The organism is Streptomyces sp. NPDC037126, assembly GCF_055605965.1.
This window is the reverse complement of the sequence record NZ_JBVJTD010000003.1, coordinates 511,550-536,181: the sequence shown is the minus strand read 5'-3', so window position 1 is coordinate 536,181 and position 24,632 is coordinate 511,550. Positions and strand designations below refer to the sequence as shown.

Sequence of the window (24,632 nt, the reverse complement as noted above, 5' to 3'; positions counted from 1 at the left end):
CGGGGCCCCGGCGCCGGTATTCAGGTGAAGGCTGCGTTGCTCGAATGACGGCGCCGCCCCGACCGTCCCGCGACCCAAAGGGGGTGGCATGTCCGCAGAACAGGGCAGCTCGAAGGTGCTGACGCCCACGAAGAGCGAGGCAGCGCCCAAGGAACTCGACGCTCTCGACGTCCTCGACGGCATCGAGGGCGTCACGGCCCTCGAAGCCGTCCCGGCTCCGGCCGCTCCCTCCGCGGGTGAGGCCATCGACACCCGCACCCTGTCCCGCTCCCTGTTCCTGCGGCTCGCCGCACTCGACGAGAACAGCCCCGAGCGCGCCTACGTCCGGGACACCCTGATCGAGCTGAACCTGCCGCTGGTCCGCTACGCGGCCGCGCGCTTCCGCTCGCGCAACGAGCCGATGGAGGACATCGTCCAGGTCGGCACCATCGGCCTGATCAAGGCGATCGACCGCTTCGACTGCGAACGGGGCGTGGAGTTCCCGACGTTCGCGATGCCGACGGTGGTCGGCGAGATCAAGCGCTTCTTCCGGGACACCTCGTGGTCGGTGCGCGTCCCGCGCCGGCTGCAGGAGCTGCGCCTCGCCCTCACCAAGGCGAGCGACGAGCTGTCCCAGAAGCTGGACCGCTCCCCGACGGTGACGGAGCTGGCCGCCGTGCTCGGCGTCTCCGAGGAGGACGTGGTCGACGGCCTCGCGGTCGGCAACGCGTACACCGCCTCCTCCCTGGACTCCCCCGCCCCCGAGGACGACGGCGGCGAGGGCTCCCTGGCGGACCGGCTCGGCTACGAGGACTCGGCCCTGGAGGGCGTGGAGTACCGCGAGTCCCTCAAGCCGCTGCTGGCCAAACTCCCGCCCCGGGAACGGCGGATCATCATGCTGCGCTTCTTCGCGAACATGACCCAGTCGCAGATCGGCGAGGAGGTCGGCATCTCCCAGATGCACGTCTCCCGGCTGCTCACCCGGACCCTGGCCCAGCTGCGGGAGGGCCTGATCTCCGACTGAGGCTTCCCATCTGACGGGGTGTCAGCCACCATGGCCGGATGCTTCGTACCGGAATGCTTCGTACGACGACATGGACACATGGCCGCCGAGGCGCCCTGGCGGGGGCATCGGCGGCCGTCGTGTGTCTGGGCGCGGCGCTGGGGGCGTGTGCCGGTTCCGGTGGCGGGGGCGGCTATGTGGCGGTGGGCGGCCCGGGCCGGGTGAGCCCGGCCGCGGCCACCCCGACGGGGTCGGTGACGCTGGTGCCGCTGGACGGGGCGAAGGGCGGACACGGCGGCACGGGCGCGGGCACGGAGGACGCCGGCAACTCCCCTTCGGGTAACGCCGCTTCGGTGTCCGGCGGCCCGGCGCGGACGGGGGCCGGGGTTCCGGACCGGGGCACGCCGGAACGCCCCTCCGGCGCGGGCACGCCCCCCGGCTCACCGCGGCCGGCCGGCGGCGACGGCCGTACGACGCCGGATCCGTCCTCGCCCGCCCCGGCACCGAGCCGGACAAGGGCGCCCGCGCCCGCCGACCTCTCCTGGGGCGGTCCGGCGACGCAGGCGACGGATCAGCGCTGGTGCCAGAAGGTGACCGTGGCCTTCCACAACTCGGGCGGCACGGCGGTGCGTTCGGGCACGGTGACGTTCGGGACGCACGTCATCGGCGCGCTCGGCATCGACTGGGCGACGATCGGGTCGACCGTGGACCTGCCCGTGCCGCTCGCGCCGGGCGCGCGGAAGGACCTCACCTGGACGGTGTGCGTCGACGCCTGGCGCGTGCCGCTCGGCATGCACATCGAGACGCGGGACGTGTCCGTCCGGTGGAAGTGATCCCTACTTGAGCGCCAGCCAGGCGACGCCGGCCACCACGGCCAGGGCCACGATGACACCGATGATCACGCCGACGCGGGGGCCGGAGGGGGAGGCGGCGGCCGTCTGCTGCTGCCGTCCCTGGGGAGCCTCGTCGACGAACGCGCGGAACATCTGGGTGCTGCCGGCGGGGTCGTAATTGCCCTGGGGGCCCTGGGTGTTAGCCATGGCCCGAGACCTTAGCGAAGACGGGGCGGGCCGCCCAAGTGGGGGGCCACCGGGACAGACGGGGGCACCTCGCCCCGCACCGACCTGCATATGTGCGAGAGCAATACTTGTCTTTGCCGAGTTTTTACGCCGATCACCCCTGACTTATTTGCCTGCAGCAACCAATCTCCCTTATGGTTGCCCCAAGCAACGAATACGGGAGGTGTGATGGCCGAGCGGGCGCAGTACGAAGAGCTGTCGCGTCAGCTCAGTGCCGTCGGTGCCGTGAAACGGGACCTCGGGCGGATCCTGCCGCCCGACTGCCCGGCCGGCTCGGCCGCCGTGCTGACCCTGCTCGGCCGCCACGGCGACATGCGCATGAGCAAGCTCGCGGAGCTGCTCGCGGTGGACCTGTCGGTGACCAGCCGGCATGTCGCGCACGTCGCCGCACGCGGCTGGATCGAGCGGCACCCGGACCCCGCGGACAAGCGCTCGCGCATCCTGCGCCTGACGCCCGAGGGCCTCGCGCAGCTCGACGAGCTGTCGCTGCGGACCACGCATCTGCTCGCCGAGCGGCTGAGCGACTGGACCGACGAGGAGGTCGGCCAGCTGATCCGGCTGATGACCCGGCTCCGCTCGTCCTTCGGCGACTGCCGGTCCGCCCCGGTCCGGCTGCCCGCTCCCGTAGTCGAAGAGACCACCCGTACACCCGCAAGCACGTAAGCAAAGGAAGCCCATGGCAACGACCACACCAGCCGGTGTGCGGGCTCACGCCAAGCACGGGGGAGGCTCCTCGGCGGGCCACGCCCCGATGACGCACCGGCAGATCATGGAGGCGCTGTCCGGCCTGCTGCTGGGCCTGTTCGCCGCCATCCTCTCCTCGACGATCGTCACCAACGCCCTGCCGACGATCATCAAGAGCATCGGCGGCGGCCAGTCCGCCTACACCTGGGTCGTCACCGCGGCACTGCTCGCCATGACCGCCTCCGTGCCGCTGTGGGGCAAGCTCGCCGACCTGGTCAGCAAGAAGGCCCTCGTCCAGATATCCCTGGTGATCTACGTCGCCGGCTCGGTCGTCGCGGGTCTCGCGCAGAACCCGGCGATGCTGATCAGCGCGCGTGTCATCCAGGGCCTCGGCGCCGGCGGTCTGTCCGCCCTGGTGCAGGTCATCATGGCCGCGATGATCTCCCCCCGCGAGCGCGGGCGGTACTCCGGCTACACCGGTGCCACCTTCGCCCTCGCCACCGTCGGCGGCCCGCTGCTCGGCGGCGTCATCACCGACACCTCCTGGCTCGGCTGGCGCTACTGCCTCTTCGTCGGCATCCCCTTCGCGCTGATCGCGCTGGTCGTGCTGCAGAAGACGCTGCACCTGCCCGTCGCCAAGCGGAAGGTCAAGGTCGACTGGACCGGCGCCTTCTTCATCACCGCGGCCGCCTCGCTGCTGCTGGTCTGGGTCACCTTCGCCAACGACAAGTACGACTGGCTGTCCTGGCAGACGTACACGATGGTGGGCGGCACGATCGTGCTGGCGCTGCTGTTCGTGTTCACCGAGACCAAGGCCGCCGAGCCGATCATCCCGCTGCGCTTCTTCCGCAACCGCACGATCACGCTGGCCTCGCTGGCCTCGCTGTTCGTCGGAATCGGCATGTACGCGGGCACCGTCTTCTTCTCGCAGTACTTCCAGCTCGCCCGTGACAAGTCCCCGACGATGTCCGGCGTCATGACCATCCCGATGATCGGCGGCCTGTTCGTCGCGTCCATGGTCTCCGGCCGCTTCATCACCAGCACGGGACGCTGGAAGGGCTGGCTGGTCGGCGGCGGTGTCTCCCTCACCGCGGGCCTCGCCCTGCTCGGCCTGATGCGCTACGACACCCCGTACTGGGAGCTGTCGATCTACATGGCGCTGCTGGGCATCGGCGTCGGCACGATGATGCAGAACCTGGTGCTGTCCACGCAGAACCAGGTCGCCCCGAGCGAGCTGGGCGCCGCCTCCTCCGTGGTCAGCTTCTTCCGCTCCCTCGGCGGTGCGGTCGGCGTCGGCGTGCTCGGTTCGGTCATGGCGGAGCGGATCACCCACCACGCCAAGGACACCATCACCGAACTGAGCCCGAGGGCGCAGGAGGCCGCGGCCAAGGCCGCCGGCAGCAGCAACCTGCCCGACATGAACGCGCTGCCGACCCCGGTGCGCAACTGGCTGGAGGGCGCCTACGGCCACGGCATCGCGGACGTCTTCCTCTACGCGGCCCCGTTCGCGCTGATCGCGCTCGTCACGGTGCTGTTCATCAAGGAGGTCCCGCTGCGGACGTCCGGCGCGCTGGCCCAGGCCGCGCAGGAGAAGGCCGGGGCGGTCGCGGAGGCCGTCGCCCGCGTGGAGAACGTCATGGAGAACACCGTGCAGGAACCCGTCCAGGAGAACGTGTCCAGCTGGGCCGCGCCGGCCGCCCAGGCGGACGGCACGGCCACGGCCACGGCCACCCGTCAGCTGACCGCCCTCGCCACGGTGGCGGAGCCCGGTGCCTCCGGCGGCACCCCGGTGCACGGCTACGTCCGCGGCGCCGAGAGCGCCCCGGTCCCCCAGGCCGCGGTCACCCTGATCTCGCTGTCCGGCCGCCAGCTGGGCCGCTCGGTCGCCCAGGCCGACGGCTCCTACGGCCTCGACGCCCCGGGCACCGGCAGCTACGTCCTGATCGCCTCCGCCGACGGCTACCAGCCGCAGGCCTCCACCATCGTGGTGGGCGGGGAACCGCTGTCGTACGACATCCTGCTCAGCGGCACCAGCGGGCTGACCGGTGTGGTCCGGGCCGCCGGGAGCGCGCTGCCGGTCAAGGACGCGATGGTGATCGTCACCGATGTGCGCGGTGACCTGCTGGCCACCGCCGCCACCGGTGAGCAGGGCCAGTTCGCCTTCACCGAGCTGGTGCCGGGCCCGGTGACCGTCGCGGTCAACGCGGGCGGATTCCGGCCGCGGGCGCTGCCGGTCGAGGTCGGCGCCACCGGGATCACCCGGGTCGAGGTCGACCTGGACGCCGGCGCCCGGCTCCAGGGTCTCGTCCGGGCCCCGCACGGTCCGCTGGCCGACGCCCGGGTGACCCTGGTCGACCAGGCCGGCAACGTGGTCGGCACCGCCACCACCGGCTCGGACGGTGCATACGCCTTCACCGATCTGGACAGTGGTGACTACACCGTCATCGCGACCGGCTACCCGCCGGTGGCGACCGCGCTGACCGTCTCCGGCCCCGGAGCGGACGGCCACGACATCGAACTCGCCCACTCCGGCGAGTAGTTGGACCCCGGCCCGTGGAGGGGTGCGCCTCGAGCGGCGGCGCACCCCCGCCACGGGCCGGTCGCACACGACCGCTTTGCAAGGCTTTTCAGGGAGAAAACGGGATGGGACTGTCCGCGAAGATCCGGACGCGGGACGGGTGGGCCGTGTCGCACGCGGTCGTCACGGTGACCGACATGACCGGGACGCAGGTGCTGCGGGCCGAGGCGGACGCCGAGGGCGCCGTACGGGACGCCACCGAGCTGGCGCCGGGGGCGTACACCGTGATCGTGACGGCCATCGGGTACGCGCCCGCCGCGTCCAGCGCGATCGTCACCGCGAGCGGGCGGGCCGAGGTGGGCACCGTGACGCTGGCCCGCCAGGGCGGCACCGAACTGCCGCCGCCCGGCCCCTGGACGATCGACCCGGCCCACTCCTCCGTCGCCGCGGTCGCCCAGCACCTGGGCATCTCCAGCGTGCACGGCCGGTTCACGGAGTTCGGCGGCACGATCGAGATCGCGCCCGACGACGTCACCAAGTCCCGGGTGGAGGCGGTGATCCGGGCGGCCTCCATCGACACCGGCAACGGCATGCGCGACACGCACCTGCGCTCCGGCGACTTCCTCGACGTCGAGAGCCACCCGGAGATCACCTACCGCTCGACCTGTCTGACGCAGGCGGGCCCGGACCGCTGGACCGTGCGGGGCGAGCTGTCCATGCACGGCGTGGTCCGCCCGGTCGACCTGGACCTGGCCTACCTCGGCACCGGCGCGGACCCCTGGGGCGGCACCCGCGCCGCCTTCCGCGCCACCGCGGAACTGCACCGCGAGGACTTCGCGATGAACTACAACCAGGTCCTCCAGGCGGGCATCGCCGCCATCGGCACCACCCTGAAGGTGGAACTGGACATCCAGGCGGTCCAGGGCGACTCGCTGCCGGCCGCCTAGCCCGGCCTAGTTCTCCGTCGCGCCGACGATGCGGCGGGCCAGGTCGCGGAGCTTGATGTTCTCCCGCTGGGAGGCCCGCACCAGGCTCTCGAAGGCCGCCGCCGCGTCGATGTCCAGGCGCTCCATCAGCACACCCGTGGCCTGTCCGATCAGGTCCCGGGTATGCATGGCCTCCGTCAACTGCTCGCGTACGGTCACCGAGTTCAGGGCGAGGCTGACATGCGCGGTGAACAGCCGGCCGAGGCGGGCGGCACTCTCGTCGAAGACCCCCGGCTCCCGGGAGTAGGCCGTGAGCACGGTGAGCCGTCTCTTGTCCGCGCGCAGCCGCATGGACAGCACCGAGCGCAGCTCCTGCCGCTCGCCGTCGTGGCCGCCGCTGTCCTCCACGCGCACCACCGGCGAGGTCCACAGCCGCTCCCAGTGCGGGCGGTCCGGGGTCTCGGCGTCGCGCACGATGTCGTCGGTCCAGGCGACCGTGCGCAGCGTGTCCCCGCGTTCGATCTCGAAGACCCCGGCGTGCTCGGCGCCGGGCAGCAGGTTCACCGCGAGGCGGACCGCCGTGTTCAGCGTGGCGCCGGGAGTCGTCGTCGTGTGCAGCTCGTGGGCCGCGGCGGTGAGGGCCTCGGCCAGCTCAAGACCACCGGAAAAACGGGACACTTCGGAAAAGTCGGATGCAGCCACCACGAACCTCTCGACGTACATGGCCATACGGCCATGCGCAGGAGAGCTCCGCAGCACATTCCCGACTGCGAGCACAGGACATCAGAACTGTAGCTGCTCCATTGCGGTGAAGTGACCTTCGGTCGGCGCCCGGACACGGACGCGCCGAGCCTGTGCCCAGCAGGGTCAGGCTGAATGCCCGGCCCGGCCTCTAGGCTGCGCCCATGGCTTCCAACATCGCGACCAACACCCGTGTATCGCTGGACGAGCTGCTGGAGTTCGTACGTCCCCGCCATCGCGCCCTGCTCCTCACCCGCCGCGCCGACGGCGCCCCGCAGGCCTCCCCGCTGACCTGCGGCGTCGACGACTCGGGCCGGATCGTGGTCTCCACCTACCCGGAGCGCGCCAAGACCCGCAACGCCAGGCGGGACCCCCGGGTCGCCCTGGTCGTGCTGAGCGACGAGTGGAACGGCCCCTGGGTGCAGATCGACGGCACCGCCGAGGTCATCGACTCCCCCGACTCGGTGGAACTGCTGGTCGAGTACTACCGCAACATCGCCGGCGACCACCCCGACTGGGACGAGTACCGCGCGGCGATGCTGAAGCAGGGCAAGTCCATCATCCGCATCACCCCGGAACGCTGGGGCCCGGTGGCCACCGGCGGCTTCCCGGCCCGGCTGGTGTCGGACGGCGAGTGATCAGCCGCGGTCGACCATCGCCTCGATGCCGGCGATCAGCAGGTCGAGGGCGAAGGTGAAGTCGCGGTTCATCATCTCGGCGACCGTGCCGCCGCCGCGGGCGTCCATGATCTGCTGGGACTCGCGGACGAAGTCGGCGGTCGTCGGGTCCTCACGGACCGAGTTCATGGCCTGCCGGTAGTAGTCGTCCGCGCTCTGGCCGGAGTCCGCGATCCGGGACATGAACTGGGCCTCGATGGTGCCGTAGCCGTACACGAACTGGAAGACGGCCGAGATCGCGCCCATCACCCGGTGCGGCGGCAGCCCGGAGCGGCCGAGGGTGCGCCGCACACTGCGGGAGAAGCCGAGCGAGTTCGGGCCGATGTTCAGGTACTGCCCGGCCAGCCGCGACAGCCAGGGGTGACGCACCAGCAGGGCCCGGTACTCGGCCGCGAGCGCCCGCAGCTGCTCCCGCCAGTCGGCGTCGTCCTCCCGCGCGGGCAGCCGCAGCCCGCCGTACACCGCGTCCAGGGCGAGTTCGAGCAGGTCGTCCTTGGTGTCGACGTACCAGTACAGGGACATCGCGGTGACGTTCAGCTCACCCGCCAGCCGCCGCATGGAGAACCGCGCCAGCCCCTCGGCGTCCAGCAGCCGTACCGACTCCGCGGTGATCCGCTCCCGGTCCAGTCCGGAGGGCTGCCCGGCGCGGCCGCCCCGCCGCGGCTTCTCCCGCAGCCACACGCTGTCCCGCGCCGACCGCGCATCCTGCTGAGCCATCGGCGCATCCTCCCGAACTCCGGCCGCTGCCCCCACCATAGGGGCGCGGGGCCGCACCCCCGCGCGGCCGTGGCCGGGACCGGCCGACGCCGCGGGTGCCGTCGCGACGACGAGATGTCGTACCCCGTACGGCGACCGCCATACGGGGTACGACGTGTTCCTCCGCCGACCGGCCCTCCTCGTCAGCCGGCCTTCTTCCGCGTCAGGTCGTAGAAGGTGGCCGAGCCCGCCGTCACCTTCTTGAACGTGCTCTCGACCCAGGAGCTGATCTGCGAGGCGGTCCCGCTGTTGCCGCCGCCCATGCCCCCGCCCATGCCGCCGCCGGCGATGAAGTAGTGGATCCTGCCCTGCGCCACGTACTTCTCGAACTGGGCCAGGGTCGGGGAGGGGTCGGTGCCGTTGAAGCCGCCGATGGCCATCACCGGGTCGCCCGTGGAGAGCTGGTAGCTCGCCGCGTTCTGGGAGCCGACGGACGCGGCGACCCAGGTGTACTTCGAGGCGTCCGCCTCCAGCAGCTTCTTGGCCCCGGCGGAGACGCTCGCGCCGTTCAGCAGCCCGCCGGCGCCACCGGCGCCGCCCGTGCCGCCCTCGCCCGTGCGGCCGCCGCCGGGGAACCCGTTGCCGTTCCGCAGTCCCGGGCCGCCCTGGCTGCCCTGGCTGCCCTGGCTGCCCTGCTGGTTCTGGCCCGGCACGCCCCCGCCGAAGCCACCGCCCGGGAACCCGTTGCCGTTCTGCCTGCCCGGCCGGCCGGGCAGTCCCTGGGTGCCGCCGTTGCCGGTCCCCTGACCCTGCCGGCTCTGCCCCGGCACGCCCCCGCCGAAGCCGCCCGGCATACCGCCCCGGCCGCCGGGGCCGCCGCCCGGGCCGCCCATCGTGCTCGCGCCCGCCGGACCGGCCGTGACGATCGAGCCGGTGTGGCCCTGCCGGACCGTGCTGAGGGTGTAGGCCGTCGGCCCGGCGAGCGCGGCCACCAGGCCCACCGCCGCGGCGCAGAGGGCGAGCCGCCGGGAGACCCGGCCCGCGAAGACCAGCCCCAGCGCCGCGGCCAGACCGCCCACCAGCACCAGCCACTTGAGCCAGGGCAGATAGCCGGAGGTGCGGTTGAGCAGGACGTACCCCCAGGCCGCGGCCGCGACCACGGAGGCGGCCAGGGCGATCGACGCCCACGCCTGCCGCCGCCTCTCCCACATCAGCCCGGTGCCCATGCCGACGACGGCCGCCAGGTAGGGGGCGAGGGCCACCGTGTAGTACTGGTGGAAGATGCCCGCCATGTAGCTGAAGACCGCCGCGGTCATCAGCAGGGAGCCGCCCCAGACCAGGAACGAGGCCCGGGTGACGGATGTGCGCCCCGACCTCCGGGTGACCACGATCCCCGCGGCCAGCAGGATCAGCGCGGCGGGCAGCAGCCAGGAGATCTGGCCGCCGACCTCGGAGCTGAACATCCGGTCCCACCCGGTCGCGCCCCACATCCCGGTGCCGCCGGCGCCACCGCCGCCCCCGCCGACGCTGCCGGTCTCGTCGCCGCTGAGACGGCCGAAGCCGTTGTAGCCGAAGGTCAGCTCCAGGAAGCTGTTGTTCTGCGAGCCGCCGATGTAGGGGCGGGAGGAGGCCGGCCACAGTTCGACGACCGCGACCCACCAGCCGCCGGAGACGACCAGCGCGAGCGTCGCCGCGGCCAGCTGCCCGAGCCGCCTGCGCAGCGGTACCGGCGCGCACACCGCGTACACCAGCGCGAGCGGCGGCAGGATCAGGAACGCCTGGAGCGTCTTGGCGAGGAACGCGAAGCCGATCGCCACCCCGGCCCACACCAGCCACTTCGTACGGCCGTCCTCCACGGCCCGCACGACGAGGTAGCAGGCCACCGACATCAGCAGGGCCAGCATGGCGTCCGGGTTGTCGAACCGGAACATCAGCGCCGCGACGGGGGTGAGCGCGAGCACCGCGCCCGCGATCAGACCGGCCGCGGCGCTGAACCGGCGGCGCACGGCGGCGTACACGACGGCGACCGTCGCGACGCCCATCAGCACCTCGGGGGTCAGGATCGCCCACGAGTTCAGCCCGAAGATGCGGACCGACAGCTCCATCGGCCACAGCGAGGCCGGGGGCTTGTCGACGGTGATGGCGTTGCCCGCGTCCAGCGAGCCGAAGAAGAACGCCTTCCAGGACCTGCTGCCCGCCTGGACGGCCGCCGAGTAGAAGGAGTTGGCGTAGCCGGAGGCGCTGAGGTCGTACAGGTACAGCAGCAGGGTGACGGCCAGCAGGCCGAGGAAGGCCGGGCGGACCCAGCGGGGGTCCTCGGGCCGGCCCAGCCACGGGCCGCGTGGAGCGGTGCGGCCGGGCTCGCCGGTCCCGGGGGCCGGCGGGGGAGCGGCCGGGGGCGGGCCCCAGACGGGCGAGCTGTTCTCTTGCTGCGTGGTCATCGGGGATCCCCCGGGTCGGTGTCGTGAGGGCGCACCGGCTGCAGGCTCATGGTGGCGTCCCTCCAGCTGCCGTCCGCGGCCTCACCGGCGCGGACCTGGATGGTCTGGTACGACTGCTGCGGGTACGGCTGCCGGTACGGCAGCGGCCGCGGTGTGTACGCGGCCGTCGTGCCGCGGTCCGGCGGGGCCGGGGTGTGCGCGGTGACCGGCGGGCACGCGGCGGGCTCCCCCCGGTCCGGGAACACCCAGGCGCGGAAGAGCAGGAACCGCAGCACGGTCGCCGCGAGGTTGGCGGCGATGAGCACCGCCAGTTCGGTGGAGTGCGCCGGGCTGCCGCCGGCCGCGTTCAGGGCGGCCAGGGAGCCGCTGGTCAGGGCGAGCCCGATGCCGAAGACGACCAGTCCCTGCGCCTGGTGCCGGACCGCCCCGCCCCGGCCGCGCACCCCGAAGGTGAGCCGGCGGTTGGCGGCCGTGTTGGCGACCGCCGACACCAGCAGCGCGAGGGCGTTGGCGACCTGGGAGCCGGAGAACTGCCGGAAGAGGCTGTACAGCGCCAGGTAGAAGAGGGTCGACAGGCCGCCGACCACGCAGAACCCGACGAGCTGGCGGGCCAGGCCCCGGGGCACGTCGGTCAGCTCACGGTCGCGCGGGTCGTCACCGAAGGGCCGGGTGAGCCGGTCCAGCGGCAGCGAACCGGTGGCCAGCGCCCTGCCGATCCGCCACACGCCCCGCAGGTCGTCGGTCGCGGTCCGCACGATGTGCACGGTGGAGTCCGGGTCGTCGACCCAGTCGACCGGCACCTCGTGGATCCTCAGGCCCGCCCGCTCGGCCAGCACCAGCATCTCGGTGTCGAAGAACCAGCCGGTGTCCTCCACCAGCGGCAGCAGCACCTGTGCCACGTCCCGCCGGATCGCCTTGAAGCCGCACTGCGCGTCCGAGAAGCGGGCCTGGAGCGAGCCCCGCAGGATCAGGTTGTAGGCCCGGCTGATGAACTCGCGCTTGGGGCCGCGCACCACCCGGGCGGCGCGGGCGAGCCGGGAGCCGATCGCGAGATCGGAGTGGCCGGAGATCAGCGGCGCCACCAGCGGCAGCAGGGCGTTGAGGTCGGTGGACAGGTCGACGTCCATGTAGGCGAGGACCGGCGCCTCGGACGCGGACCACACGGTCCTGAGGGCGCGACCGCGGCCCTTCTGCTCCAGGCGGAAGTGGGCGACCTCGGGAAGCTCCGCTGCCAGCCGCGCCGCCACCAGCGGGGTGGTGTCGGTGGACGCGTTGTCCGCGACCGTGATGCGGAACGCGTACGGGAAGGTGCGCGTGAGGTGCTCGTGCAGTCTGCGGACGCACGGCTGGAGGTCCTTCTCCTCGTTGTAGACGGGGATCACTACGTCCAGGACAGGCGTTCCGGCGTCTGTGGCCGGGAGGTGCTCCCGCGCCGGCAGGGTGCCGGGAGAAGAGTCGGTTCGCATGGAACCGACTCTCGTCAGGCGCCCTGTCGCACCGATGTGGTGGCGCTGTGCTGTGCCTGTGAGTGCGGCCGCCGGTCGACTTCGGGGGCGGGCGTGAGCGTCGGCAGGTGCAGGGTGAACACCGTGCGGCCGGGCACGCTGTCGACGGTGACGGCACCCCCGTGCGCGGTCGCGACCGCCTGCACGATGGCGAGCCCGAGCCCGGTCGAACCGGTGGCCCGCGAGCGCGCGGAGTCCCCGCGGGCGAACCGTTCGAAGACGTGCGGCAGCAGGTCGGGCGGGATGCCCTGCCCGTTGTCCTCGACGTCGACGCACAGCCACGGCCCGCGCCGCTGCACGCGCGCGGTCACGGTCGTACCGGGCGGGGTGTGCTTGCGGGCGTTGCCCAGCAGATTGACCAGCACCTGCTGGACGCGGGCCGCGTCGGCCGAGACCAGGGCCGGCTCGTCGGGCAGTTCCAGGCGCCAGTTGTGGTCCGTGCCGGCCGCGCGGGAGTCGCTGACGGTGTCCACGACGAGCGGGATGAGGTCGGTCTGCCCGAACTGCAGCGGGCGTCCGGCGTCCAGCCGGGCGAGGAGCAGCAGGTCCTCCACGAGGAGGGTCATCCGCCCGGCCTCGGACTCGATCCGCCCGAGGGCGTGCCGGGTGTCGGGGCCGACCTGTTCCCTTCCCCGTCTGGTGAGTTCGGCGTACCCCCGGATGGAGGCGAGCGGTGTGCGCAGCTCGTGACTGGCGTCGGCCACGAACTGGCGTACCCGCGTCTCGCTCTGCTGGCGCGCGTGCAGGGCGCCGTGGACGTGGTCCAGCATCCGGTTCAGCGCGGAGCCGACCCGGCCGACCTCGGTGTGCGGGTCGCACTCCGACTCCGGGACCCGCTCGCTGAGGTTCACCTCGCCGGTGTGCAGCGGGAGTTCGGAGACCCGGGTGGCGGTGGCGGCGACCTTGCGCAGGGGGCGCGTGGCGACACCGACGAGCACGAAGCCGGCGATGCCGGCGGCTACGAGACCGGCGGCGGTGACGCTGAGTTCCACGAGGATCAGCGTGTTGATGTTGTCGTCGGTCTCCTTGGTCGGGATGGCGACGTAGTAGGTGCCGTTCGGGCCGGTGACGTACGCGGTGCGGTAGCTGCCGAGGCCGGGGACGTCCACGGTGTGCTTGTGGATGTCGTGGGGAACGGTGTCCAGCGCGGCGAGCTGCGCCCGGTTCAGCTGCTTGGGGATCATCGAGAAGTCGTCGTCGGACTTGTGCCCGACCATGCCCTCGGTCGCCTCGCCCTTCTCGATGTGGGCCACCAGAGTGCCGGGCGGCTGCGGGCCCCGGGACACGAACTGGTCGAGGTTGACCGGCCGGCCGTTCTGCCGGTCGTCCGGCCGTTCTGCGGGCCCGATGCCGTCCTTGCCCTGGCCTGGCGGGGCGAACTCGCCGGACGCCCGCGCTCCCACCTCGAACAGCTGGCCGTCGAGCTGGTCGTACAGATGCGAGCGCAGCGCCAGCGTGGTGACCGTGCCGATGACCGCGCACACCACGGCGATCAGCACCACGGACGCGACGACGAGCCGCGTCCGCAGGGTGCGCGGCTGTCCCGCGCGCCGCCTCCGCGTACGCGGCCGTCGTCGTCCGCTCATGACACGGCGGGCTTGATCAGATAACCGGCCCCACGCCTGGTGTGGATCATGGGCTCGCGCCCGGCGTCGATCTTCCGGCGCAGGTAGGAGATGTACAGCTCGACCACGTTGGCCTGCCCGCCGAAGTCGTACGACCAGACCCGGTCCAGGATCTGCGCCTTGCTGAGCACCCGCCGGGGGTTGCGCATGAGGAACCGGAGCAGTTCGAACTCGGTGGCGGTGAGGTGGATGGAGTCCCCCGCCCGCGAGACCTCGTGGCTGTCCTCGTCCAGGGTGAGGTCACCGACGACGAGCACGGACTCGGACCGTCGGTCGGCGGCCCCGGAGCGCCGGATGAGCCCGCGCAGCCGGGCCACGACCTCCTCCAGGCTGAACGGCTTGGTGACGTAGTCGTCGCCGCCGGCGGTGAGCCCGGCGATACGGTCCTCTACGGCGTCCTTGGCGGTCAGGAAGAGGACCGGCACATCGGGCAGGTCGCGGCGCAGCCGGCCGAGGACGGTGAGCCCGTCCATGTCGGGCAGCATCATGTCGAGCACGACGGCGTCCGGGCGGAACTCGCGGGCCGCCTGGACGGCTCCCTGCCCGTCCCCCGCGCTCCTGATCTGCCAGCCCTCGTAACGAAGAGCCATGCTCAGCAGCTCGGTGATCGACAGCTCGTCGTCCACCACAAGCACTCGGACGGGGCTCCCGTCCGGCCTCAGCAGTTCGGTGCGCCCCTGGGGCGAGGTCGTGGTCATGGTGGACACCATGTCGGCGCCCTCTGAGAACACGCTTTCACGAATCTGTGTTTTTCCTGAGAAACACACAGGAGGCTCTCAGGCAAACGCTGGGAAGCTCATCGGGAGCGCTCGAAGCCGTGGCTGTGCTCCACCCGGGCGATGTGGATCGCGTACCGCTCGTACCAGTGCGCGCGCCCGCGCCGCTTGGCCGTGAGGTGCTCGGGATGCTGACGCCACCGCTCGATGCCGGCGAGGTCGCGGAAGTAGGCGACGGAGATGGCGAGTCCACCGGGCGTGTGGGCGAAGTCCTCGCCGAGGAAGCCGGGGACGTCCCGTACGAGGCGGGAGAGGTGCTCGGCGGTCTCGCGGTATCCGTCGGTGTCCTGGTCGGTGCGGTGCGAGGTGAACAGGACCGCGTAGTAGGGGGGTTCGGGAAGGACGGGAGTGGGGTGATCGCTCATGCCGACCACGGTCGCGGGCGGGGCCCCACGGCGTCCACGGTCCTTGCCGAAAGGGATCCGTGCGGGATCCGAGTCTTTACCCGGGGGCTCAGAAGAGACCGTCCTGTTCCTGGCCGCGGGTGAACTCCCGGACGGGGAAGCCGAGTCCGGCGGCCGGGGCCGACGGCGCCAGCTCCCATCCGCGCATGAGCCGGGTGTCGAGCACGACGACTCCGCGGCCCTCGACCGCCAGATGCAGATCCGGTCCCGCGGCGGCGACCAGCTCACCGCTCACGGCGCCGCCCGGGACGAGTTCCACGACGTCGCCGAAGGCGGCCGGCGCATCGCCGATCCCGAACACCTCCGTGTGATCCTCGACTTGGCAGGGCTCCGGGCGAAGGGACTCGGGCCACCTGGCGAGCGCGACGGCGCGCGCGTGCAGTTCCCGCACCTCGGCGGCGCGCTCCGCATCCGAGCCGGGCAGCGCCGACCGCACCGCCCGTTTCTCGGCGTACGGGATCCGGTCCGGGACCCGCAGCGCGGCCCGCAGCAGCTCCTCCGTGCGCCGGGCGGCCATCAGCGGACCGGTGCCGAGCCAGCTGAAGACGACGGCGCCCTGTTCCAGCAGCCGGGCCGGGCCCCGCTCGACGGCGGTGATCCCGACCTTGACCATGCCCGGGCCGAACCACGCGAGGTACACGCGGTACGGCCGGGGATCGTCGGCGAGCGTGTCGGCGGCCACCGAGTGCGCCCGGTCCAGCCGCGCGCACTCCTCGCACCGGGCACCGGTACTGCGCCCCGGCACGACGGCCTTCACCGGACATGCGTGCCCGCGCGCCCCCACGCACGTCCGCACGCCGTCCTCCGGCACGGCGAAGCCGACCCGCTTCCCCCGAAACAGCCCACTGCGCCGCCCGCCGTCCCACACCAGACCGGGCCCGTCGGCGGCCCACCGCAACCCCGAGCACTTCCATGTCCGCACCATCACCCGTGAGGGTAGGCGCCGGGTCCGACAACGCCGTGCCGCCGCGCCCCGCGGAGGCCGGGCGCCTGCGGGCACGAAGATCGATGCGGAGTCCGCGGGCTCTCTCCGTCACCGGCGTCCGGAAAACGCAGAAGGCCCCGGATCTCTCCGGGGCCTTCAACCTGTGTGCACTCGGCAGGATTCGAACCTGCAGCCTTGGGATCGTCAGCAGGCTGACGATCCCTCACGCAAGATCGAGGCTAACGGCACCCCTTCGACTGCGTCGGGCCCTTCTGCGTGAAAGGCCGAGCCTGACCAGGGCGGGGCCCCGACGGCGAACTGCCGATCAGCATGACGCGGGCGGGATGCTCTGCTCGTACTGGAAGACGTTGTCGGGGTCGTACTTCGCCTTGATCTTGCGCAGCCGCTCGAAGTGGCTTCTCCCCCAGTAGGCGGTCTCCCACTCCTGCATGCCGACGTTCGGCACGTTGACGTAGGCGCCGTCCACGAAGCTGCGCATCGCCTGGCTGAATTCGGCGGTCCAGGCCTGGCACGTCGAGGTGAGCGGGTCGCAGACGCCCGGTGTCGTTGAAGGAGTCCCCCAGGCTGCGCCGATCTCGCCGTAGAAGATCGCGTCGCGGTGCGAGAACGCGGTGCCGCCGCGGGGCTCCTTCTTGATCGCCCCGCGGAAGGCATCGACGAAGTAGTTGCTGTCCTCCGTGGGAGCGTTTCGCATGTAGTAGCCGATGACGTCGATCGCCTTCTTCGGGAACAGCTTCTTGGCGAACTGTGAGAAGAACTTGACGTTGGCGGGCTCCTGCGAGCGCGGGACCTGGGCTCCGGCAAAGATGGGGCCCCAGTTACCGACCTGCACCTTCACATCGGGCGTGCCGATCGACAGGATCGGGGCCAGCATCTTTCTGGCCTCTGCCTCCGTGCCCTCCGCGAGCCACGCGAACAGCAGGATCTGGGACTTGTGGAATTCGACTTCGGATCCGAGGCGGTTGTCGGCGAACGGTACCGTACGCTGCCACGCATCGAAGATCCCATGCAGGTCCGTAAGGCCGTCCCAGGTCGCCTGCACATAGGCGATGCGCTTGAGCGGGTGCACCTTGTAGGTGAGTTGCGTGACGATTCCGAAGTTGCCGTTTCCCGCCCCACGGAGCGCCCAGAGCAGGTCCGAGTGGTCCTTCAGGTCGGCACGGATCACCTCGGCGCAGTCGCGACCCGACGGGACGACGACCTCGGTCCCGATCAGGCTGTCACAGGCCATGCCGAGCCAGCGGTTGAGGGGGCCGAGGCCGCCGCCGACCGTCGCACCGACCAAGCCGACGCTGCCCTCGCTTCCGGTCGTCACCGCGAGGTTCTGCTTGGCGAGCGCCGTCACCGCCTCCAACTGGGTCAGGCCGGCGCCGACCGTCGCGATACGAGCGCCGGTGTCGATGTGGACCGACTTGAGCTGGCTGACGTCGATCACGATGCCGTTGTCGATGTTCGACCAGCCCTCCAGGGCGTGGCGGCCGCTGCGTACCCGCAGTGCGACGTTGTGCTGCCGCGCCCAGGTGAGGGCGTGCACCACGTCCTGGGTCTCCTGGGCGAAGACGATGACCAGCGGGTAGTGAGAGAACAGCTGGTCGTAGTCGATGCGATCATCCGTGTACGAGGCGTCACCGGGGCGGACGACGCGACCGGTCAGCTTCGCCGGCGGACATTTCGACGACCCCTTGGTCGGGTCGCTCGCGGCCAGGAGGCCCGAGGTGCTCGCGGCCGCAATGTCCGGCGCGCCTGCGGCCGTAAGCCCCGGGACGACGACCGCCCCGGCGCCGGCGGCCGCTGACGCCCTGAGCAGGTAGCGGCGGGAAAAATCACTCAAGGTCCAGATCCTCTCGATCGGGCTACGCCGCTACGTGGCTGAGGGAGCCCTTACCCGCCGGGCAGTCCTTTGTGGCGACCCCCGCACGGTAACGGGGCGACTATGCGGTGTTTCCCGACACGCCAATTGAGGACGGTGACGACAGCCTGAAGGAGTAACTCAGCGGGATCCCGCCATAACCGGTTTGAGATGCACCGCCGGTAGGCGTATTGCGGGTCTGCCGCTGTGCGGTGACGAATCGTTGCAGTGCCTCTTTGTGCTCCGGCGTATGGGTCTCGTACTGCTCGGCCTCGGCCCGTAGTTTCGGGAACAACTTCGTCAACCCGCAGGTCCGTGATCACAGTGAAGCCGCGATGCCCTTCGAGAACCACGGGGGAATCCGCCAGGACCAGATGGTCCAGGCCCCCTTCCCGTTGGCGGAGAAGCGCGACTGTCGCCGAGGGTGTTCCGGGGTTGCCCAGGTCGCATTCAGGATGCAGTGCCGCCACCCGTTCGAGTGCATCCGCCATGGCGGCATCCCGTGTCGAGCCCCGCCGTGCTGACTCCGTCCAGCACGACGGCCAGCGTCGGCGTGCCGGCTACCCGGTCTTCGTTGGGAGCGGCTCCACCTGGTTGGGTGTCAATGGCGACGCGCATGCTCAGCCTTCGTGTCGGTACAGCGGAGTGACGCGTCGACTCTCCAGCACTTCGCACGTCTGCGGGTCGTGGCGGCACGAAGCCAGGGTGGAGAAGTGGCGCGTGACGCCGACCTCACGAACGGTCAGCTTCGCGTCCGCCGGAACGTCCAGCGCCTCCGGCGTGAGCTGATCTCCCTCCCGAAGCTGCATCTACGGCACACGTGCGCATCGCTTCTGCTCGCCCAGGGGGTGGACGCTCGCACGATCATGGAAACACTCGGGCACAGCACGATCACGACGACGCTGGACACGTACGCGCACGTGATGAGCACGACGCTCAAGGCCGCCGCCGACCGGACGGACGATGTCCTCGGACTGGACGAGTCGGAGGAGGAACCAGACGACGAGCGGGAGCCGCGCACCGAGGAGTGAACGGCGCTTCGGGCCGCGTTGATGTCAGCCGTTGATGTCAAAGGCCCCTCAGGATGAACCTGAGGGGCCTTTGATCTGTGTGCACTCGGCAGGATTCGAACCTGCAACCTTCTGATCCGTAGTCAGATGCTCTATCCGTTAAGCTACGAGTGCTTGTTCTTTTGTTTTGCCTTCGCTCCCGGCCCTTCCGGCCCGCTCGCGGCGACAGGAAGAACATTACATGACTGCCGCCGCCATGTGAAATCCGATTCGCACACCCCTTGTGACCTGCGAAAACGTCAAACGGGGCGGGGTCCGGCGAAGAGCACCGGGAACACCGAAGCCCCGGTCCTGAGGACCGGGGCTTCGGCGATCGGTGCGGAGGCGGAGGGATTTGAACCCTCGATGGGCTTTAAGGCCCAAACCGCATTAGCAGTGCGGCGCCATAGACCGGACTAGGCGACGCCTCCAGCACAACCGCTCACGCGAGCGCGCGAGTGGTGCGTGCAGATGATGACACAGTCGAGTGCGGTGTCACCAATCGCCCCCCACGGTACTAGGCAGGCAGGCCGCAGGGCAAAGGGCTTCCTCCGGCGGGGCGCCGGGGACCGCCTGCGGCGCAACGTCCGGGGCGCGTGCGCGTTGGGCAGGACATGGTTTCCGTCCTGCCGGCCGCCGGGCGGCGCGTCCTCGTGTCGTCCCTCGCCGCCGTGGCCTCCCTGGTCCCACTGGTCCCGCTGACCGCCGTACCCGCCGCCGCGGCCGGTGCCGCACCGCCGCCCGTCCGGCCGGAGGACCGGGCCCCGGAGCCGGACGGTGGTCACCTCGCCCCGGCCGCCCGGCCGGGCGGCGTCCGCAGTGATCACCTCACCGTGACCGTCCGGCACGCCGGCGCCGGGCGGAACGGGACGTACGAGCTGTTCTGCCATCCGGGTGGCGGCAGTCACCCGGACGTGGCGGGGGCCTGCCGGGTGCTCGACTCGAACACCCAGTGGGGCCGGGACACCTTCGCCCCGGTGCCGCCCGGCAGCGTCTGCACCATGCTCTACGGCGGCCCGGCCACCGCCCATGTCACCGGCACCTGGGCCGGGCGGCCCGTCGACGCCTCCTACGACCGCGGCGACGGGTGCGAGATCGGGCGGTGGGACCGGCTGGTGCCGCTGCTGCCGGCGCTCGGCGGCGCCGCCTAGAGGGGGTCCGCCCGGCGGACCCACCGGTGCGGTAAAGGTCCCGCGAAGGTCCGGTGCATCCGAAGCACGTGGTCACGGCTTCGGCGTCACTTCCTCGTGGGACCTCCCTCTCATCCGGCGTCGCGAGCGCAACGCGTGCGCTTAGACTCCCTCGCGTGACACGTCGCGGGCCGGTTGGCAAGATGGCCCGAGCGGTCGGCAAGGTGCGGTAACAGGGAGGAAGCGTCTCGTGAGCAGCAGGCCATCCCGAGGCGCTGCTCGCCTCGCAGCCATACTCGACGCGCTGCCGGATGCGTTGGTGCTGGTCAACGCGAACGGAACCGTCGTCAACGCCAACACCATCGCGCTGGAGGCCTTCGAGGCTCCGGGGACCGCGCTGGTCGGGCGAGGGCTGCTCGATCTGCTGCCGCAGTTCGACTCCCGGCTCATCCCCGGGTCCATGCGGCGCCCCGATCACATGGATCCGCAGGGCCGGACCAAGCCGACGCGGATGATCGCGCGGCGGACCGACGGGACCGAGTTCCCGGTCGAGGTCACGAGCGCGAATCTGGAGAACGGGCAGCAGGCGTACGACGGTTACGGGTACACGGGCGACGAGCTGCTGATGCTCGTCGTACGCGACCTGTCCGGGACCGTCGACACCGAGGCGGAGCTGGCGCGGTCGCAGCGGCAGACGGAGATGATCCTCCGCGCCGCGTCCGAAGGCGTCGTGGGGACCGACACCGACGGGCGGATCGTGCTCGTCAACCCGGCCGCCGCGCAGATCCTGGGCTACCGCGCCGGGGAGCTCGGCGGCAAGGAGCTGCACACGCTCGTGCTGCACTCCCGCGCCGACGGCTCCCCCTTCCCGTACGACGAGTCGCCGCTCGCCGACACCCTGCGCTCCGGGCGCAAGCACCGGGTGCGCGGGCAGGTGCTGTGGTCCAAGGGCGACAAGAAGGTCTCGGTCGATCTGACCACCGCTCCGGTGCGGGACGGGGACCAGCTCGTCGGCGCCGTGATGACCTTCGCCGACCGGCGGCCCTACGAGAGCCTGTCGCAGGAGAAGGCCGCGCAGGAGAAGGCGCACGCCGAGGAACTGGAGCGGCTCTCCGAGGAGCACGCCTCCGATCTCACCGCGCTCCGCCAGCAGCACGTCACCGAGCTGGAGGAGCTGCAGGAGAAGCACGCGGAGGAGCTGGCGGCGGGCGAGGAGCGGTACGCCGCGCTCGGCGAGCGGGAGAAGGACCGGTACGAGGCGCTGGCGGGCCGGCACGAGCAGCTGCTGACCCTGCTCGGGCAGTCCCTGCGCGGGCCGCTGGACGAGCTGCGGCGCGAACTGGCCGCCCTGGCCGCCGACGACGCCGGGCAGCTGTGGCCCGAGGCCAACCAGGTGCTGCACCACCTGTCGGCCGGGTACGCGCGGATCACGACGCTCATCGACAACGTCCTCGGCTACCAGCGGCTCGACGCGGGCGCCGAGGACATCACCCGCACGAAGGTGATGCTGGACGCCGTCGTCGCCGCCGGAGTCGACGGCGCGGTGGAGCTGATCGGCCCCGGCCGGGTGCAGTTCGCCGTGCACGCGCCGCCCATCGAGGCCGAGGTCGACCCGCAGCGGCTCGCCACCGCGCTCGCGCATCTGGTGGCGGATGTCGCCGGTGTCGACGCGACCGGCAACACGCCCGTCTCCGCGGGCGGTTACCTGGACAACACCGTCGTGGTCGCGGCCGCGCAGCGCGGTGAGGTCGCACGGATCGAGGTGCGCGGGCCGTACGCCGGGGGAGACCCGGTGCACGAGCCGATCGTGCGCGGGATCGTGCGCGCCCACGGCGGTGTGCTGCAGACGCACGAGGTGCCGGGCATGAGCGGCAGCGCGTACGTGCTGGAGGTGCCGCTCGGCGGTGGCGCCGGGGCCGTCGCCGCGCAGGCGCCCGCCGCGCTGGCACCCGCCACGCCGGCACCGGCCGCCGGTGAGACGCCCCCGGACGGGACTCCCGCGGCCGAGCAGGGCGCCGTCGCCGGCCGGCGGCGGGCCCGGCGCGGCTCCACGGACGCCTTCCTGGACGGTGACGTGCCCGGCGCGGCCCAGGCCGGTGAGCCGGACGGAGGCGTGCCGACCGGCCGCCGCCGCAGGCGCGCGGGCACGGCCGCCGACGAGGCCGCCGTGGTCCCGGCCGAGGGCGCGGACGCCGCGTCCGGCGGGAACGGGACCGGGCGCCGCCGTGGACGGCCCGCCGAGACCGGCGCCGGTGACGACGCGGGCGTGGCCGAGGGTGCCGTCATGACCGCGGCCGAGCATGCCGCGGGTGCCGCCGCCTCCGGCACGGGACTCGGTGCGGCCGTGCCGCCGCAGGGTGTGCCCGCGCCCACGGGCCGGCGTGCCCGCCGCGACTCCGACGCCCCGCAGGCCGCACTGCCGCCCGCGCTGCCCGCGGCCGGCGGCGAGCCGGCGTCGGCTGCCGGGACCGAGGACGACCCCGAGGGTGCGCAGCCGACCGGGCGGCGCCGGCGTGCGCTGGCCGCCGCCGCGGAGCGTGCCGCGGCACAGGAGGCGGGCGTCCGTACGGTCTTCGCCCTGCCGCCGGCCGAGGCCGACCGCGCGCCGGAACCCGCTGGGGCGCCGGGCCCGGGCGCCGCGGAGCTCGCTCCGGCCGGCGTGCCCGGGCAGATGCAGGTGCCCGCCCAGCCGCCGGTGCCCGCCGGGCACGTCCCCGGCGAGGGCCGGCACGACGCCGTGCCGCCGAGCCAGTCCGAGGACCACACCCCGCCGCAGCCGCATCCCACCAGCGCCCCGACCGGCCGGCGCCGCCGTGCCGTGGCCGCGTCGGCCCAGACCGCGCAGGAGGCCCCCGACCAGGCCGTTCCCGGCGAGGCGGGTTCCCCGCAGACAGCCGCGGCTACGGCCGTACCCGGTGCGCTCCCGGCGGGCGCGGCCACGGCTCCGGCACCCGGACAGGGCACCCCGGGCCAGGCCGTTCCGGCACAGGGCACCGCCCCCGCTCCGGCGCAGGCGCCCGCCGCGCTCCCGGCGGCCGCGCAGGCGGAGCCCGGCGCACAGCCCGGCGCGGCCGCTCCGCTGGCACCGGGCGCGGCCGTGCCGCCTGCCGTCCCCGGTCAGCAGGCGGCACCCGCACCCCAGCAGGGCAGTCCGGTGGCCCCCGGGCAGCAGGCCCCCGCTCAGGCGCGGCAGCCCGCCACCCCGGCGGCCCGCCCGCTGCCCGCGGAGGCCGTCTCCGGCCAGGTGCCGGCGGTCGGCCAGGCCGCGCCCGGCGTGCCGCAGTGGCCCGGCGCCGACGACACCTCCGGCGCGGGCACGCCCGTACCGCGGGCGGGCACGGCCGGCACCCCGGCGTCCGGGACCCCGCTTCCCGCGGCGGACCCCGGCGCCCGGCCGGGGCGTGCCGCGCAGCCGCTGCCCGCCGAGGCCGCGGCCGACCCGAACTCGACGCAGGGCCGGGCGATCAGCGTCCGGACGCTCGGCCAGGGCGTGCCGTTCGCCCGGCAGGCCCTGCAGGTCCAGCAGCCGACGGCGACCCCGCCGCCGCACGCGCCGGGCGGTTCCGGCCGGCGGCGCAAGCTGGGCACCCCGCCCGACCCGGCCGCGCGCCCCGAGCCGCAGCCGGAGCAGGCCGCCAAGGCGCAGCCGCCGGCCGATCCGGCGCCCGCGCAGCCGTCGCCCGCCGCGCAGCCGCCCGTACCGCAGCCCTCGCTCGCCGGGCAGTCCCGGCTCGTCCCGGCCACCGAGGGCGCCGGGCGGTCGTACGCCATAGGCGCCCCGGACGCCGACGCGGCCGAGGGGCCCGAGCCGCTGGACGGTCCCGGCGGTGCCGTCGAGGTGGCGGACCACCCGCGTCCGCAGCCGCTCGACGACGAGCTGCCGCCGGAGCCGCTGGACAATCCGCGCCGGCTGCTGGTGTGGCCCGCGCCGGACGTGACCACCCAGCAGGCGCTGAGCGACCGCGGCTACCGGCCGGTGATCGTGCACTCCCGCGAGGAGGTCGACGCGCAGATCGCGGCCTTCCCTGCCGCGCTGTTCGTGGACCCGCTGACCGGGCCGATCACCCGCACCGCCCTGCAGTCGCTGCGTCAGGCCGCCGTGGCCGCCGAGGTTCCGGTGCTGGTCACGGCCGGGCTCGGGCAGGCGACGCGGGAGGCGGCGTACGGTGCCGACCCCGCCGTGCTGCTGAAGGCGCTGGCTCCGCGGGACAGCGAGCAGCATCCGCCGCGGGTGCTGCTCATCGAGGAGCACGCGGAGATCGCGCTGGCGCTGACCTCGACGCTGGAGCGGCGCGGGATGCAGGTGGCGCGGGCCGCGAACGACAACGACGCGGTGACGCTGGCGGGCCAGTTCCGGCCGAACCTCGTGGTGATGGACCTGATGCAGGTGCACAGGCGGCAGGCCGGGATCGTGGACTGGCTGCGCGCGAACGGGCAGCTCAACCGCACCCCGCTCGTCGTCTACACCGCCGCCGTCGACCAGGCCGACCTGCCGCGGCTGGCCTCGGGAGAGACGGTGCTGTTCCTCGCGGAGCGGTCCACCAGCGCCGAGGTGCAGGCGCGGATCGTGGACCTGCTGGCCCGGATCGGCACCAACTAGCCAG

General features: G+C 72.6%; 19 protein-coding genes and 2 tRNA genes. 9 read left to right on the top strand and 12 right to left on the bottom strand.

Going from position 1 to position 24,632, the window contains the following annotated elements:
- Positions 1 to 88: 88 nt before the first annotated feature.
- Positions 89 to 1,003, top strand: coding sequence for an RNA polymerase sigma factor SigF (locus ACZ7FF_RS11060; protein WP_470811312.1), 915 nt, complete (start codon positions 89 to 91; stop codon positions 1,001 to 1,003).
- Between the two features lie 38 nt (positions 1,004 to 1,041).
- A complete protein-coding gene (locus tag ACZ7FF_RS11055) occupies positions 1,042 to 1,815 on the top strand; it encodes a hypothetical protein (RefSeq protein ID WP_470811310.1) in 774 nt (257 codons plus the stop codon).
- Positions 1,816 to 1,818: 3 nt separating this feature from the next.
- Here ACZ7FF_RS11055 and ACZ7FF_RS11050 read toward each other — a convergent pair whose 3' ends face one another.
- On the bottom strand, positions 1,819 to 2,022 hold the full coding sequence (locus ACZ7FF_RS11050) for a hypothetical protein (RefSeq protein ID WP_470811308.1): 204 nt from the start codon (positions 2,020 to 2,022) through the stop codon (positions 1,819 to 1,821).
- Positions 2,023 to 2,229: 207 nt separating this feature from the next.
- On the opposite strand from ACZ7FF_RS11050, the gene ACZ7FF_RS11045 reads away from it, so the two are divergent.
- The 3 genes from ACZ7FF_RS11045 to ACZ7FF_RS11035 all read left to right on the top strand — a co-directional run bounded on the left by ACZ7FF_RS11045 (position 2,230) and on the right by ACZ7FF_RS11035 (position 6,210).
- On the top strand, positions 2,230 to 2,724 hold the full coding sequence (locus ACZ7FF_RS11045; RefSeq protein ID WP_470811306.1) for a MarR family winged helix-turn-helix transcriptional regulator: 495 nt from the start codon (positions 2,230 to 2,232) through the stop codon (positions 2,722 to 2,724).
- An 88-nt stretch (positions 2,725 to 2,812) separates the two neighbouring features.
- Positions 2,813 to 5,284, top strand: coding sequence for an MFS transporter (locus ACZ7FF_RS11040; RefSeq protein ID WP_470811466.1), 2,472 nt, complete (start codon positions 2,813 to 2,815; stop codon positions 5,282 to 5,284).
- A gap of 104 nt (positions 5,285 to 5,388) precedes the next feature.
- Positions 5,389 to 6,210, top strand: coding sequence for a YceI family protein (locus ACZ7FF_RS11035; RefSeq protein ID WP_470811304.1), 822 nt, complete (start codon positions 5,389 to 5,391; stop codon positions 6,208 to 6,210).
- Positions 6,211 to 6,216: 6 nt separating this feature from the next.
- Here ACZ7FF_RS11035 and ACZ7FF_RS11030 read toward each other — a convergent pair whose 3' ends face one another.
- Positions 6,217 to 6,867, bottom strand: a complete 651-nt coding sequence (locus ACZ7FF_RS11030; protein WP_470811302.1) for a GAF and ANTAR domain-containing protein — start codon at positions 6,865 to 6,867, stop codon at positions 6,217 to 6,219.
- A 227-nt stretch (positions 6,868 to 7,094) separates the two neighbouring features.
- Between ACZ7FF_RS11030 and ACZ7FF_RS11025 the strand changes: the two genes are divergently transcribed.
- On the top strand, positions 7,095 to 7,568 hold the full coding sequence (locus ACZ7FF_RS11025; protein ID WP_470811300.1) for a PPOX class F420-dependent oxidoreductase: 474 nt from the start codon (positions 7,095 to 7,097) through the stop codon (positions 7,566 to 7,568).
- On the opposite strand, the gene ACZ7FF_RS11020 is transcribed toward ACZ7FF_RS11025, so the two are convergent.
- From ACZ7FF_RS11020 to ACZ7FF_RS10985, 8 genes are all read right to left on the bottom strand, one after another.
- Positions 7,569 to 8,324, bottom strand: a complete 756-nt coding sequence (locus ACZ7FF_RS11020; protein WP_470811298.1) for a TetR/AcrR family transcriptional regulator — start codon at positions 8,322 to 8,324, stop codon at positions 7,569 to 7,571.
- Positions 8,325 to 8,506: 182 nt separating this feature from the next.
- Positions 8,507 to 10,744 carry an ArnT family glycosyltransferase gene (locus ACZ7FF_RS11015; RefSeq protein ID WP_470811296.1) on the bottom strand — a complete coding sequence of 746 codons (2,238 nt, stop codon included), beginning with the start codon at positions 10,742 to 10,744 and terminating at the stop codon, positions 8,507 to 8,509.
- A complete protein-coding gene (locus tag ACZ7FF_RS11010; protein ID WP_470811294.1) occupies positions 10,741 to 12,210 on the bottom strand; it encodes a bifunctional glycosyltransferase family 2/GtrA family protein in 1,470 nt (489 codons plus the stop codon). The genes ACZ7FF_RS11015 and ACZ7FF_RS11010 overlap by 4 nt, the downstream gene beginning before the upstream one ends.
- Before the next feature lie 14 nt (positions 12,211 to 12,224).
- Positions 12,225 to 13,835 (bottom strand): sensor histidine kinase, encoded by a 1,611-nt coding sequence (locus ACZ7FF_RS11005; protein ID WP_470811292.1) that lies wholly within the window; start codon positions 13,833 to 13,835, stop codon positions 12,225 to 12,227.
- Positions 13,832 to 14,572 (bottom strand): response regulator transcription factor, encoded by a 741-nt coding sequence (locus ACZ7FF_RS11000; RefSeq protein WP_470811290.1) that lies wholly within the window; start codon positions 14,570 to 14,572, stop codon positions 13,832 to 13,834. The genes ACZ7FF_RS11005 and ACZ7FF_RS11000 overlap by 4 nt, the downstream gene beginning before the upstream one ends.
- Positions 14,573 to 14,670: 98 nt before the next feature.
- Positions 14,671 to 15,015 (bottom strand): antibiotic biosynthesis monooxygenase family protein, encoded by a 345-nt coding sequence (locus tag ACZ7FF_RS10995; RefSeq protein ID WP_470811288.1) that lies wholly within the window; start codon positions 15,013 to 15,015, stop codon positions 14,671 to 14,673.
- A gap of 88 nt (positions 15,016 to 15,103) precedes the next feature.
- Positions 15,104 to 15,979: a DUF2797 domain-containing protein gene (locus ACZ7FF_RS10990; RefSeq protein ID WP_470811287.1), complete on the bottom strand. Its 876-nt coding sequence runs from the start codon at positions 15,977 to 15,979 to the stop codon at positions 15,104 to 15,106.
- Positions 15,980 to 16,304: 325 nt separating this feature from the next.
- A complete protein-coding gene (locus ACZ7FF_RS10985; protein WP_470811285.1) occupies positions 16,305 to 17,831 on the bottom strand; it encodes an FAD-binding oxidoreductase in 1,527 nt (508 codons plus the stop codon).
- A gap of 647 nt (positions 17,832 to 18,478) precedes the next feature.
- Between ACZ7FF_RS10985 and ACZ7FF_RS10980 the strand changes: the two genes are divergently transcribed.
- Positions 18,479 to 18,880 (top strand): tyrosine-type recombinase/integrase, encoded by a 402-nt coding sequence (locus ACZ7FF_RS10980; protein ID WP_470811283.1) that lies wholly within the window; start codon positions 18,479 to 18,481, stop codon positions 18,878 to 18,880.
- An 80-nt stretch (positions 18,881 to 18,960) separates the two neighbouring features.
- Here the strand turns inward: ACZ7FF_RS10980 and ACZ7FF_RS10975 are convergent.
- Positions 18,961 to 19,033: transfer RNA gene (locus ACZ7FF_RS10975), tRNA-Arg, on the bottom strand.
- 205 nt (positions 19,034 to 19,238) lie between these two features.
- A tRNA-Ser gene (locus ACZ7FF_RS10970) sits at positions 19,239 to 19,329 on the bottom strand.
- A 183-nt stretch (positions 19,330 to 19,512) separates the two neighbouring features.
- On the opposite strand from ACZ7FF_RS10970, the gene ACZ7FF_RS10965 reads away from it, so the two are divergent.
- Both ACZ7FF_RS10965 and ACZ7FF_RS10960 read left to right on the top strand, forming a co-directional pair.
- Entirely contained in the window at positions 19,513 to 20,049 is a 537-nt protein-coding gene (locus ACZ7FF_RS10965) for an SSI family serine proteinase inhibitor (RefSeq protein ID WP_470811464.1), read from the top strand.
- Between the two features lie 229 nt (positions 20,050 to 20,278).
- Positions 20,279 to 24,628: a PAS domain-containing protein gene (locus ACZ7FF_RS10960; RefSeq protein ID WP_470811281.1), complete on the top strand. Its 4,350-nt coding sequence runs from the start codon at positions 20,279 to 20,281 to the stop codon at positions 24,626 to 24,628.
- Positions 24,629 to 24,632: the final 4 nt, after the last annotated feature.